The following is a 13,415-nucleotide window of genomic DNA, read 5'->3' on the forward strand; positions in this document are numbered from 1 at the left end:
CTACTTATAAAGCGTTGCGGAAGCCCCAAAATGCCCGCAAAATAAGAAAAACAGAGGATGTTCAGACACCCTCCGTTTCTTCATTCGGCTTTTCAATTTTTAAGGCCCCGTCACAATGTTCACCTTTTCGGCTAAATCTTTTCGTGCAAGGTTCTTCGCCTTCCGTGCTTCTTTTACATCCGCACCGAAGGTTTCAAAGCCAGGGCAGTCTTTAACTTTTGCCATTCAACATCACCCATATACATTCTATATTTCATAGTTTGCACATGGAATGATGCTATATGCTTCTTATCTACATTTTATAATTCAACATAAAATCAGACGAGCGCCAGAGTAAACTCTGGCGCTCATTTTACTTTCGTTGTGCGTTTTTTCTGTACTCTAATGGTAACAATCCAGTGCTTTTGCGGAATAATTCTGCAAATCGGCTTGAAGTGGAATAACCTACTGTTTGGGCAACTTGCCCTACTGTCAACTCTGTGTATGCCAGCAGATATTCTGCTTGGCTCATACGCCTCTGCTGAACATACTCTGTGATGGTGCAGTCGTAGTATTTCTTAAAACAGCTTTTGAGCTTTGTTGTTCCCATGCAGGCAATCTGTGTTAGCCGTTCCAGGGGAATATCAAAAGCATAGTGGTCGCTAAGATAAGCGGCAACTATTTGAAGATTTTCAATATCCTGTTGAGAGAGCTTATGGGCTGGTTTATCAGGATGTTTCTTCTGATATTCAACCACCATTGAAACAGCTTCTGCAACTTTACCCTCATAAAAAAGTTTTGCGGCAATCCCTTCCCCGCGATAGTCTTTGATTTCTGTGAGTAACCGTGACATTTCTGGAAAGTCGGAAGTTTGGTCGATCTTCCGAAATGCATCCACAGGATTGATCTGCGCCTCTGGGTACAGTTTTTTCAGGTAGTCTTCATAATATGCCGGTGCAATCTCAATTCCAACCGAACGGATTGGAATATTTTTATGTATCAAAGCCTTGTATGGAGCGTAGCCGCCAATAAATGTTTTGATACAACCGGCAGACAGCCTACGGTATGGAGATAATTCCTCCCCGGAAATAGAGTCATACCGAGTGATACTCAGACATTCCGGCAGGGAGCATTCCAACATGAAATCTTCGTGGAAGGAAAAGTTGTGGATTTTAATATCATATAGGTCTTTCTGTCCATAAGTCCAGTAGGTGCCTTCTCCAACTTCGGGAGAAAGTTTCCAGCAGTCACCTAATGCCCCATATTGCTGATTGTCTGGGTCACGGATAAAACCGTGTTCAATCAGCAGAGGCGTATAAAATTGGTCGATAATTTCAGACATAAAACAGACCGCCTCCTTTTTGCAACGATTGGACGAACTTTTGAAAGGAACAGACGAACATCGTCGGAACCCATTGAATGTTGTTCGATAAATGCGTATTGTATTAGAGGATGGTTAGAGCTATCTAACCAAAGAATATCACAAACCACTTGTTGAGTCAAGACAACGAAAGGTAGGAGGTCAAAATGAGTAATCAAGTAAATTCTATAAACAGGGGTCTGACAGTGAAAGACCTTGTGACGACAGGTATTTTTACTGCACTGTTATTTGTTTTTGTATTGGTGGGCGGCGTCTTTTTTGCAACGAATCCTGTACTTACTTTTTTCATGCCGGCAGGAGGTGGGCTGCTTGCTGGCCCCATTTATCTTTTGCTGATTGCAAAAGTACATAAGCGTTGGAGCCTTTCTATAATGGGCATTATCATGGGTATTATTTGGTTCGTGACCGGTATGCACTGGGCTTTTGCATTGGGCTACCTGATCATGGCGATTGTCGCGGACTTTGTTGCTGGTGCAGGGCAGTACAAAAGCAAAAAACTCAACAGCCTGTCTTATATCCTGTTCTCTCTCGGCGGCACTGGTTCGTATATCGTGTTCTTTGTTGACCCCAACGGCTGGGCACAGACTATGCTGGGAAACGGAACTGAACAGGGCTACATCGACACCATGCAGGCAACTGCAAATACTGGCATCCTGATTGCCATGTTCGCTGCTGTTATCATTACATCTGCAATCAGCGCTTTTGTAGGCTGCAAAATGCTGAAAAAGCAGTTTGAAAAAGCAGGTATTACAGCATGAGCGGTAAACGCCACAAGAAAGGGCTTTGGCTCGACCCACGGGCCAAGCTCTTTCTTATTCTTATATGTGTTTTATCGTCCATGTTCGCTCCTTCACTTGCATATCAATTTGTCCTTGTTATGCTGATTGCGATATTGGGTGCTTTCTTTGGAAAGTGGAAATATGTCATTAAGGCTGTATGCTTTTATGCGGTCATCTGTGTCCTGACAGTTTGGATCATGGCAGAAATGACAGGCACGCTGCGGACAATGTTTATTGCCTTTTTAGGATTGTTTCATAAGGTCTATGCGTGCGGAACCTTGGCTGGGATTGTTCTGACTACTACAAAAGTCAATGAGTTCCTGTCTGCTATGAACCGTGTCCACGCACCCAAAAAGTTAGTAATTCCTATGGCAGTTATGCTGCGGTACATTCCAACTATTCAAGAGGACTGGCGATATATCAAGGATGCTATGCGGATGAGAGATGTTTCACCTTCTCTGGCGGGCTTTTTAGCACATCCGGGCATGACGGTTGAGTGTATTTATGTGCCTTTGTTGATGGCAGCTTCAAAAGCAGCGGATGATCTTTCTGTTGCTTCTGTCACTCGTGGAATTGAAAATCCCAATCCACGCACCTGTCTTGTCCAGATAAAATGCGGAGTTGCCGATTGGGGTGTCATGGCCGTTGCCGTAGCTTATCTGATTTTTGAATTATGTGTGCGGGGAGGTGTGATTGGTTGATTGAGTTTGAAAATGTATCGTTTTCCTATACGGGGCAGGAACATGGTGGGCTGCATGACATCAATTTGAAAATTTCGGACGGAGAATGCGTCCTGTTCTGTGGCCGCAGCGGGTGCGGAAAAACAACGATTACAAGGCTGGTGAATGGACTAATCCCTCAGTTTTATCAGGGAGAGCTTCATGGCCGTGTGCTGGTAGATGGTCAGGAAATCAGCAATATCCCTATGTATCAGATTGCCGCTAAGGTTGGCTCCGTTTTCCAAAATCCACGGACGCAGTTTTTCAATGTTGATACAGACAGCGAGATTGCCTTTGGAATTGAAAATGAAGCTCGCCCTCCTAAGAAATTGGCTGAGCGAGTAGAGCAGACAACTGAAGATTTGCGTATTCAAAAGCTACGGAACAGGAATATTTTTGAGTTGTCCGGCGGAGAAAAGCAGAAAATCGCCTTTGCTTCTGTTTATGCCATGAACCCACAGATTTATCTACTGGATGAACCATCATCTAATCTGGATATGACTTCGATCCAAGAACTAAAGGAACATTTGCGGCTGATAAAAAAACAGGGCAAAACAATTTTGATAGCGGAACATCGTCTGTACTACCTGACGGAGTTGGCTGACCGAATTGTTTATCTGGAAAAAGGAGAAATCAAAGGAATATACACCCCGGAAGAATTTCGGCAGCTATCTGAACCTGACCGTGAACACATGGGGCTGCGGGCTGTTGATCTACAGGCGGTATTCCCACCAAAAGCCCACTTGCCTGCGCCTACCCCTGTATTGGAGCTGCGGAATGTGACGCTCCGTTACAAGAAGCAAACCATTTTGCATGACATTGGACTATCCGCCGGAAGAGGCGAAGTGATTGGCGTAGTTGGACATAACGGAGCTGGAAAAACTACATTTTCCCGCGCTCTCTGTGGGCTTCACAAAGACTGTGATGGACAATTCTTGTGGGAAAGAAAGCCGATTGAGCGTAAGGCAAGGCTAAAACGCTCCTACATGGTTATGCAGGATGTGAATTATGAACTTTTCGCTGACAGTGTGGAGGCAGAGTGTTCCTTTGGTATACGCAATCCAGATCAAACACTGGTAAATGCAACTTTGGAGGAATTGGGCCTTGCCCCATACCGGAAGCGCCATCCAAACACGCTTTCCGGCGGTCAAAAGCAACGAGTAGCAGTGGCTGTCAGCATGATTTGTGGGAAAGACTTGCTTGTATTTGATGAACCGACCAGCGGTCTTGACTTTGACAGTATGACGCAGGTGGCGGGACTGATCCGGCGATTATCCGATATGGGAAAAGTCATTTTCATTGTCACCCATGATTTTGAGTTTGTCTGCCGTACCTGTTCTCGTGTCTTGCATTTTGACGAAGGCGAAATGCCCGATGACGTATCAGTTATAATGGAGGCCCTCCCGAAATTGAGAGAGCTTTTCTCTGTTTCAGATGGAAAGGAGAGGTAGTCTATGAAGCAGAAAAAAGAAAACAGTATGGCATTGCTGCTCCATTGGGCCGGAGAACAGAAATTTTGGTTGTTTCTGGCAATCCTGCTGTCCATGTGCAGCGGGCTGTGTATTATTGTCCCATACATTGGGATTTACAGGTTGATGGATGCCACATTCAACAATGCCTGCACAAAAGAACTTGTGGTGCAGACTGTGGCAATGATTGCCGCTGCTGTCACCCTGCGTTTTGTACTGTTCGGATGTTCCGGCGTGGCTGCCCATAAAGGCGCGTATGGTGCACTGTTCAAAGTGCGCTGTATGGTGGCGGAACACATGGCCAGAGCGCCTTTGGGTGCCCTAAATGAACGGCGCACAGGGGATATTAAAACGGTTCTGAATGAAGATATTGAAAAACTGGAACTATTTCTGGCGCATAATCTTCCTGACCTTGTGTGCTATCTGGTTGGGCCGGTGGTCATCTTTATTTATTTGATGACCGTTAATGTTCCACTGGCGTTGATTTCTCTTGTTCCGCTGGTTCTGGCTGTAGTTGTAATGGGGGCGATGTTCCGCAATACCGATGATTTGATGGAACGGGCCAACCAATCCATTACCACACTAAATTCTGTTATGATCGAATATATCGGCGGAATGAAATTGATTAAAGCCTATAACATGGGGAGCAAGTCCTTCCAGAAATTTTCCGGCGCAATCCATGAGGAAAATGCCATGTGGAATGAGACTTCCCGACGTATGGGGCCTCCGTATGCAGCGTTTGTCGTTATCATTGAATGTGGAATGCTGCTGATGGTTCCGATAGGCGGGATGTTTTTCCTGAAAGGTTCACTGACAGCCAGTGCGCTTCTGCTGTTTGTTTATGTCGGTTCTATGTATCTGACGGAAATTCGGCCTTTACAGGAATTGGGTACAAACTTTGCAAATGTACTGAACGCTATTACCAAGACCAAAGAGATACTGAATATTCCGATTTATGAGGGTGGAACAGACTTCCCCCAAAAACATGATATTGAACTTCAGAATGTCCGATTTTCTTATGACGGCAAAACCGATGTACTGCATGGTGTCAACCTCAAAATCAATGATGGTGAGCGCATGGCTCTTGTGGGCCGATCTGGTGCCGGTAAAAGCACTGTGATTGAACTGATTTCCCGGTTCTACGATGTGCAGGAAGGAGAAGTGCTGATTGGCGGCAAAAATGTCAAGGAGCTTGACTACGATACCATTCTGAAAAATATAGCTATCGTATTTCAAAAGACCTTCCTCACCCGTGACAGCGTGCTGGAAAATATCCGTATGGGTAGTAACGCTACTCTGGAAGAAGTGCGGGCTGCCGCAAAAGAGGCACAGATTGATGACTTTATCATGTCCCTGCCGGATGGATATGACACAAAAGTGGGCAGTTTCGGCTCCCGCTTTTCTGGCGGAGAAAAACAGCGGATCGCGATTGCCCGCGCAATTCTGAAAAATGCACCTATCTTGATTTTGGACGAGGCCACAAGTGCCTCTGACCCGGAAAATCAGATGGAGATTGATAAAGCTATTCAAAATCTATGCAAAGGCAAAACAGTCATTGTAGTAGCACACCGTTTGAGTGCTTTGAAAATGTGCAACCGGGTGGCTGTGGTGGAAAACCATACAATTACCAACGTTGGCACCCATGAGGAAGTTCGGAAGACCAACGCCTACTATCGAAAAGCGTGGGATGACTACGAAACAGCCCGGAATATCACTTATCAGTTGGAGGGAGGCGAGCAGTATGAATGAGCACGATGTATTAAAAAAGAACCACAATTTCTATATTGGTGTTGGCGGTACTGTTCTGGAAGGACTTCTCTCCGGCAGCCTATTTATGCTGCTTTACTCTGTTATGCAGTTTTTGTGGTCGGGTCAATTTGACATGAACCGCGTTCTGGCTCTGACCGGTATTATTGCAGTGGTTTTTCTTCTCCGTATCCTGATTTACAGCTACGGTTATACCAAAGCGCAGATTGGCGGTGCGGAGGTCAGTAAGAATATTCGGCTTTTTATGGGTGACCATTTGAAGCGCATCCCACTGTCCCGCTTTACGCAGGGGCAGACCGGCGATTATATCAACACCATTACAAGCGACGTAAACAACTACGAAAAAATCCTGACCCATAAAGTCGGAGATTTCGCAAAGAATTTTGCCCTGTCATTGATGTTGATTGTCTTTGTTATGACGCTCTATGTTCCGGCAGGAATTATCCTGCTGATAGCCGATCTTCTTTTAATCCCCGGCCTATGGCTTTCTTTCCGCATGGTACGGAAATATGGAAAAGAAAAGAACGATATTTGTGCGGAGAACGTCAGCAGCATTGTTGAGTATGTTTCTGGTATTCAGACTTTCCGAGCTTATGGTGTAGGCGGTATGAAGAACAAAACTGTTATCAACGCCATGCGGGAGTTTTCCCGGATCAGCTTTGTGTACGAATCAAAAGTGCTTCCTATTGGTGCGGTCTTTGGTATTTTGAGTTGGCTGTCCTGCCCGCTGGTTATCTTGCTGGCCTATGCACCCTGGGTCGCAGGGACACTGAACACGGTGGACTACCTTTTGATTTGTATGCTGCCCCTGTTCTGTGCAAAGCTGGCTAACTCGATTTTTGTAGACCTTACCAGTTATAAGAACCTGATGATCTCGAAAAACAAAATCTTGAGTGTAATGAATGAGCCGGAGGAAACTGGCAGCATGGAGCCGCTTCACACAGCTACCCATGAAATCACATTTGACAATGTAGATTTTGCATATGTTCCCGGTGAACCGGTACTAAAACACGCCACCTTTACGGTGCCAGATCAAAAGCTCACGGCCATTGTCGGAGACTCTGGCTCCGGCAAGTCTACTATTTTGAACCTGATTGCAAAATATTATGAAGCAACGGGCGGGACGATTTCTATTGGCGGTAAACCCATTAACCATGTTGCCGCAGAGCGTGTACTGGAGCAAGTTTCTATGGTAGACCAGGACATATTTCTTTTTGACGATACCATCCGGGATAATATCCGACACGCTCGTCCTAATGCTACGGACACGGAAATCGAGGCTGCCTGCCGGGAGGCTAACTGTGACAGCTTCATCCGTAAGATGGAAAAGGGATACGATACGCCGACTGGCGAGAATGGAAATCTTCTCTCTGGCGGTGAGCGTCAGCGAATTTCAATAGCCCGCGCCATCCTGAAAAATAGCCCCATCCTGCTTTTGGATGAAGCAACAGCATCTCTTGACATTGAAAATGAGCTTGCCGTAAAGCAGGCCATCGCCAATCTGCTAAAAGAAAAAAAGACAGTGGTAATGATTGCTCATACCCTTTCCATTGTTAAAAACGCTGATCAAATCCTTGTAATGGGTGATGGCAGGATTGCTGAATCGGGAACCCATGAAGAATTGCTTGCGAAAGGCGGAAAATATGCTGCTATGTGGAACGCAGAGCAAAAAATATCAGCTTGATAGAAGCTAAAGAAGAATAATTGCATAGCGCATGAACCTGCCCCGACTACGGGGAAAGAAAAAAACCGCTGGCTGGGGCAGGTGATTTTGCGCGCTCATTTTAAGTTATTACCCTAACGGTGGTTTTGAGAAATCAGAGCCGCCGTTTCTTTGCGTTTACACAAACCAATGACGACTTGCAGGGACACGGTAGTCGATGGGAGGTTATTTTACCGTGTCCTTTTCTCTTTTTCGTAGTATCCATGATTTGCACCAGCTAAAAAAAGCGTAGTCCCTCCATCGGAGCCATCCGGCTTTGAATGTGAACTATACCATGTAAGCAATCATCCTTATAAAACACTTCCGCGCCCTGCAGGTCCGTTGCGACTTGCTGGGCGCTTTTTGCTGTTTTCTGAGGACAAGCCCGCCGCGAAAAAAATTTTTAAGAAATTTTCAAAAAGGAGGCTTTTAGCGGGTAGCGAGCGGCTTTGCGTTCGCCTTGTTAGCGGAAAGGGAGAAACCCACCTCATTCTCCCAGGAAAGGGGGTGAAAAGATGGATATGATCCCCCGTAATGACTATGGCGAGCGGTGCCAGTTCGATGCTTACTGCAAGCTGGTACTGTACCATGAGGCAATCGACTACCTTCGGGAAATGCAGAGGCGCCGTGACAGGGAACTGTCATTCAGCGACCTTCCGCAAATGGAGATGGACAAGCTCTGCGTTGTAGATCATTACCCCAGTGACAGATTTACATTCTCGTCCCACGGGTATGATCTGCATATCGAAAACGAGCTTGTGGCTGACGCCTTCGCCGGTTTGTCTGTCCAGGAGCAGAGCATTTTGATTCTGCATTTTGTTCTGGACCTGCCGGATCAGGAAGTTGGCCGCCTTGTTGGAATGTCTCGCAGCGCCGTTCAGCGGCGAAGGGCAAAATCATTGACCGAGCTGCGGATCAAGTTGGCCGCACTCATGCCGAAGGGAGGTTGAAGGTATGAAGAAACCCACTTACAAGGGCAAGGAGCTTCTTCCTCTTTCGGTGATTGACGCCGCCCGTGACGGGGACTCTCAGGCTGTGGATCAGGTACTCCGGTATTATGAGGGCTATATCAATAAGCTCTGCACCCGGACGCTTTACGATCCTGACGGCCAGCCCCATGTTCGGGTGGACGAGTACATGAAGCGACGATTGGAGATCAAGCTCATTCATTCCATTGTCAGCATGAGCTGACAAGCCCGGTCTGAAAGCGGAAACAGCTTACCCTTTCCCTGTTTCTCTCTTTCGTGGCCGAAGGCAGCACCTTGACAAAGAAAGCCCGGCGGGAGGCCGCCGGTGCAGTATAAGGCAAACGGATACATTCCTGTTTGTGCCGAGCCATACGGCCGGTGCGCCATGACCTCGTTTCAAGTCCGCAGGACGGGACCACTGTAACGGGCGAGCGAACAGCGCCAGACCGCAAAGCAAGCGTGGCAGCTTGTGGGCGATGACACATGGGCAGGGTTAAAGATACTCGCGCATTGAACGCCCACAAAGCATTGTGCGCCGCACCCATCAGCATGGGCCGGGGTGAAACTCCCGTGGAGCTGTGCCAACAGCCGTCCGTAAGCCTACTTTTCTTTTTTGAAAGTTTATGGATAGATCGTAAACTTTTCAATTAGCAGCAGACAAACACGGAGCAGCACGGTAAAATGATGGTGGAAGTTATATTACCCACACATATTCGTGCTGTTCCTTTTCATAACTGAAAGGGGGTTCTCATGTCTCAAACATGGAACGGCACGAAGAAAGAAACCCCTGAAAGAAGGACGTATACGGTTGACGATATTGCTCAAATTCTGGGCATCGGAAGAACTTCCGCATATATCCTTGTAAAAGAAGGGCACTTCAAAATCGTGCGAATTGGTAACGCCATACGCATTTCCAAGCGGTCATTTGACGAGTGGCTTGACTCCCTCGACCTGTGATCCAAGAAAGGAAGAACGATATGGCATCTATTATCAAGCGAAAGAAAAACTATTCCGTTGTTTACAACTATGTGGACGAGAACGGAGAAACCAAACAGAAGTGGGAAACCTGGCATACCCACAAAGAGGCCTTGAAGCGCAAGGCGGAAATCGAAAATCAGCAGCACACGGGAACTTTTCTCTCGCCAAGCAATCAGACGATTACCGAGTTCCTTTATGACTTCGTATCTCTTTACGGAGAAAAGAAATGGGGCGTGTCTATGTATGACAGCCAAACAGCGCTGATTGCAAACTATATCAATCCAATCATCGGTGATATGGAGGTACAGGCGGTTACTCCCCGTGCGGTTGACGGTTATATCCAGACCTTGCAGAAAACCAAGTCGGTGTCTACCAAAACCCGAAAGGCCGTTACCACTTATGTCAGTGACAAGACCATTGAAAAGATCATCAAGCTCCTGCGGTGTGCGTTTAAGCAGGCGGTACGATGGGAAATCATTGCAAGAAATCCCTTTGACAATGTGATCCTCCCGAAAACGGAGTATGCGAAACGGGATATCTGGACGGCGGATATGATCCGCCTTGCCCTGGACAAATGCACGGACAGCAAACTCTATGTGGCAATGAACCTTTCCTTTGCCTGCTCTCTGCGTATGGGTGAAATCCTGGGACTGACCTGGGAGAACGTCCATATTTCAGATGAGGATATTGCGGCGGATAACGCCTATGTCTACATCGACAAGGAGCTGACGAGGGCTTCCAAACGGGCGATTGAAACGCTGGGTGAGAAGGATATCTATTACATCTTCACTCCGCTCATGCCGAACACCAGCACAAGAATTGTTCTAAAAAAGCCGAAAACCGATTCCAGCATCCGTAAGGTGTGGCTGCCGAAAACGCTGGCCTACATTCTGCGGGAATGGAAGAAGTCCCAGGACGAGCTGAAAGGCTTCCTGGGCGACGAGTATCAGGACTTCGATCTGGTTGTCGCACTTCCCAATGGACGGCCCTGCGAGGATCGTATCATCCTCAAAGAATTTGCAAAGCTCCGTGAGGACGCAGGGCTACCGAAGGTGGTCTTTCATTCTCTCCGTCATTCCAGTACCACCTACAAACTGAAACTCAACCACGGCGATCTGAAAGCCACCCAGGGCGATACGGGCCATGCCGAGATCGACATGATAACCAGTATCTATGCTCACATTCTGGACGAGGATAGAAAGGTCAATGCTCAGAAATTCGAGACAGCCTTCTATGCCAAGCCTGATCTTCGCAATGTCCGTCCACCGGAAGAACCGGTAAAATCGGAGCCTGCGACCCTGGACCTTGAAAGCCTTGTGGAACAGCTTCAAAAGTCGCCGGAGCTGGCAAGTGCGCTCGCAGCCCTGATAGCGGCGCAAGCCCCGGCAAAGTGATCCGAAAAATCGAATTAGCAAAACATAGAATTTTCTTAGCAAATTTCTGAAAAGCGTTCGAGTCCAATTAGCAAATATACATCATGCGGCGTATAAAAATCTCCCGGTAACGGAAGTGAAATTACCGGGAGAAGGAGGAACAAAAAAACGCTGCAAACCCCGAAAAAAGGCTTGCAGCGGTGCTTTCTGGCGTCCCAGAGAGGATTTGAACCTCCGACCCCACGCTTAGGAGGCGTGTGCTCTATCCAACTGAGCTACTGAGACATTTATAAGTTTTATGCAATTTTCAAGGCTCGAAGGAATCGAACAATCTGCCGCTTAGGAGGCGTGTGCTCTATCCAACTGAGCTACTGAGACAGGCAACATGCCTATTATACCGTTTTGCCACACAAATTGCAAGGGTGCTCTTGCATGCGGGAACCTGCCCTATTATAATAAAGGCAGGAGCAAAACGGCGCTGCAGGATTTCTGCCGGACGGCATGAGCACCACCCGGGCCAAGCGCGGCGCTTACAAAACGGAGCAAAGGAGCAAAATGTAATGGAGCAGATCGATAAAGTGAAAAAGAATTTCGGCTTTGGCTGTATGCGCCTGCCGATGAACGGCGACCAGGTGGACATTGCCGAGACCACCCGCATGGTGGACGAGTTTCTGGCGCAGGGATTCAACTATTTTGACACCGCCCACGGTTACATTGGCGGCAAGAGTGAGCTGGCCCTGAAAGAGTGCCTGACCAGCCGCTATCCACGCGAGGCCTACAGTCTGACCGACAAGCTGACCGACAGCTATTTCAAGACCGAGGCTGACATCCGCCCGTTTTTTGAAAGCCAGCTGGAAGCCTGCGGCGTGGACTACTTTGATTTTTACCTGATGCACGCCCAGAACGCCGACAACTTTAAAAAGTTCAAGGCCTGCCGCGCCTACGAGACCGCCTTTGCGCTGAAAGCCGAGGGCAGGATCCGCCATGTGGGCCTCTCTTTCCACGACCGCGCCGAGGTGCTGGACCAGATCTTGACCGAGTACCCGCAGATCGAGGTGGTACAGATTCAGTTCAACTACCTGGATTACGATGATATTGCTGTGCAGAGCCGCAAGTGCTACGAGGTTTGCCGCAAGCACGGCAAGCCGGTGCTGGTGATGGAGCCGGTCAAGGGCGGCAGCCTGGTCAACCTGCCCGAGGAAGCCAAAAAAGTGCTGGACGACCTGCACGGCGGCAGCCCCGCCAGCTATGCCATCCGCTTTGCCGCGGGCTTCCCCGGCATGATGATGGTGCTGTCCGGCATGAGTGACCTGGAGCAGATGAAGGACAACCTGAGCTATATGCGCGACTTTAAGCCGTTGAACGAGACCGAGCTGGCCGCCGTAAACAAGGTGCAGGAGATCTTCCACAAGTTGAACATGATCCCCTGCACAGCCTGCCGCTACTGTGTTGAGGGCTGCCCCAAGCAGATCTCCATCCCAGACCTGTTTGCTATCATGAACATCAAGCAGCTGCACCACGATTGGAACGCGGACTACTACTACGAGGAAGTCCACACCGCCCCCGGCCGCCGCGCCTCGGACTGCCTGAAATGCGGCAAGTGCGAGAAGATCTGCCCGCAGCATCTGCCCATCCGCAAGCTGCTGGAGGAGGTAGCCAAAGAATTTGATAAGCCAGAAGCATAATCCATAAAAACAATAAGACGCCCCTGCCCTGCGCGGTTTGCGCCAAGGCGGGGGCGTTTTATTGTAGGGTTACAGGGCCAGCCGCATTAAGACCAGCTCTTGGTAGCCGGTGTTGCGGGAGCGGAAGCCCTTGGGGTTGCGGCCGTATTCCACAAAGCCGAACTTTTTGTACAGGGCAAGGGCGCTGGCGTTATCGGCTACCACATCCAGCTCCAACTGGGCGTAGCCAGCCTTGCGAGCGCAGTCGATGCAGGCGGCGGTGAGTGCCTGGCCAATGCCAAGGCCCCAGAATTCCTTAGCGATGCTGATGCCGAACTCGGCGCGGTGCTGCAGCTTATAGCAGCCGCCGACAGCGTTGATCCCGGCGGTGCCGGCCACCTTCCCGTCCACGATGGCGAGAATTTCCACCTCATTCGGGCTTTCGGTTTTGGCCTGAAGGTATTCGCCCTCCTGCGTGGCGGTGAGGGTGTTCTCCTCCGGGTAAGTCAGCAGGTTATCCGTTTCCGCATGGGTCAGGATGAAATTGTCCAGTGCGGCCTGGCCGTCGGCCGCGGTGCCACTGCGCAGACAGCAGGACGCGCCGTTTTTCAGTTGGATGATTTGGTGGTAGGTCAT

Annotated in this window: 12 protein-coding genes, 1 tRNA gene and 1 pseudogene; 10 read left to right on the forward strand and 4 right to left on the reverse strand. The window is 48.6% G+C overall.

What is annotated here, in order from left to right; translation table 11 throughout:
- Positions 1-114: 114 nt before the first annotated feature.
- Positions 115-225 (reverse strand): annotated as a pseudogene (locus OGM81_00255) (XRE family transcriptional regulator).
- 127 nt (positions 226-352) lie between these two features.
- Positions 353-1,321: an AraC family transcriptional regulator gene (locus tag OGM81_00260; GenBank protein ID UYJ43622.1), complete on the reverse strand. Its 969-nt coding sequence runs from the start codon at positions 1,319-1,321 to the stop codon at positions 353-355.
- A gap of 185 nt (positions 1,322-1,506) precedes the next feature.
- Here OGM81_00260 and OGM81_00265 point away from each other — a divergent pair, with 185 nt between their 5' ends.
- From OGM81_00265 to OGM81_00305, 9 genes are all read left to right on the forward strand, one after another.
- On the forward strand, positions 1,507-2,118 hold the full coding sequence (locus OGM81_00265) for an MptD family putative ECF transporter S component (protein UYJ43623.1): 612 nt from the start codon (positions 1,507-1,509) through the stop codon (positions 2,116-2,118).
- The gene (locus OGM81_00270) at positions 2,115-2,840 is read left to right on the forward strand and encodes an energy-coupling factor transporter transmembrane protein EcfT (GenBank protein UYJ43624.1); all 726 of its coding nucleotides are present in this window, start codon (positions 2,115-2,117) and stop codon (positions 2,838-2,840) included. Before OGM81_00265 ends, OGM81_00270 begins: the two co-directional genes overlap by 4 nt.
- Entirely contained in the window at positions 2,837-4,309 is a 1,473-nt protein-coding gene (locus tag OGM81_00275; GenBank protein ID UYJ43625.1) for an energy-coupling factor ABC transporter ATP-binding protein, read from the forward strand. Before OGM81_00270 ends, OGM81_00275 begins: the two co-directional genes overlap by 4 nt.
- Positions 4,310-4,312: 3 nt before the next feature.
- Positions 4,313-6,076: an ABC transporter ATP-binding protein/permease gene (locus tag OGM81_00280; protein ID UYJ43626.1), complete on the forward strand. Its 1,764-nt coding sequence runs from the start codon at positions 4,313-4,315 to the stop codon at positions 6,074-6,076.
- Positions 6,069-7,778: an ABC transporter ATP-binding protein/permease gene (locus OGM81_00285; protein ID UYJ43627.1), complete on the forward strand. Its 1,710-nt coding sequence runs from the start codon at positions 6,069-6,071 to the stop codon at positions 7,776-7,778. Before OGM81_00280 ends, OGM81_00285 begins: the two co-directional genes overlap by 8 nt.
- Before the next feature lie 533 nt (positions 7,779-8,311).
- On the forward strand, positions 8,312-8,746 hold the full coding sequence (locus OGM81_00290; GenBank protein ID UYJ43628.1) for a sigma-70 family RNA polymerase sigma factor: 435 nt from the start codon (positions 8,312-8,314) through the stop codon (positions 8,744-8,746).
- A gap of 4 nt (positions 8,747-8,750) precedes the next feature.
- On the forward strand, positions 8,751-8,987 hold the full coding sequence (locus tag OGM81_00295) for a helix-turn-helix domain-containing protein (GenBank protein ID UYJ43629.1): 237 nt from the start codon (positions 8,751-8,753) through the stop codon (positions 8,985-8,987).
- Positions 8,988-9,514: 527 nt separating this feature from the next.
- The gene (locus OGM81_00300) at positions 9,515-9,721 is read left to right on the forward strand and encodes a helix-turn-helix domain-containing protein (protein ID UYJ43630.1); all 207 of its coding nucleotides are present in this window, start codon (positions 9,515-9,517) and stop codon (positions 9,719-9,721) included.
- Positions 9,722-9,741: 20 nt separating this feature from the next.
- A complete protein-coding gene (locus tag OGM81_00305) occupies positions 9,742-11,136 on the forward strand; it encodes a site-specific integrase (protein ID UYJ43631.1) in 1,395 nt (464 codons plus the stop codon).
- Positions 11,137-11,323: 187 nt separating this feature from the next.
- Here OGM81_00305 and OGM81_00310 read toward each other — a convergent pair.
- Positions 11,324-11,400: transfer RNA gene (locus OGM81_00310), tRNA-Arg, on the reverse strand.
- Positions 11,401-11,675: 275 nt separating this feature from the next.
- On the opposite strand from OGM81_00310, the gene OGM81_00315 reads away from it, so the two are divergent.
- Positions 11,676-12,800: an aldo/keto reductase gene (locus OGM81_00315; GenBank protein UYJ43632.1), complete on the forward strand. Its 1,125-nt coding sequence runs from the start codon at positions 11,676-11,678 to the stop codon at positions 12,798-12,800.
- 69 nt (positions 12,801-12,869) lie between these two features.
- Here OGM81_00315 and OGM81_00320 read toward each other — a convergent pair whose 3' ends face one another.
- A complete protein-coding gene (locus OGM81_00320; GenBank protein UYJ43633.1) occupies positions 12,870-13,415 on the reverse strand; it encodes a GNAT family N-acetyltransferase in 546 nt (181 codons plus the stop codon).

Source organism: Oscillospiraceae bacterium, assembly GCA_025758045.1.
Classification (GTDB): Bacteria; Bacillota; Clostridia; order Oscillospirales; family Ruminococcaceae; genus Gemmiger.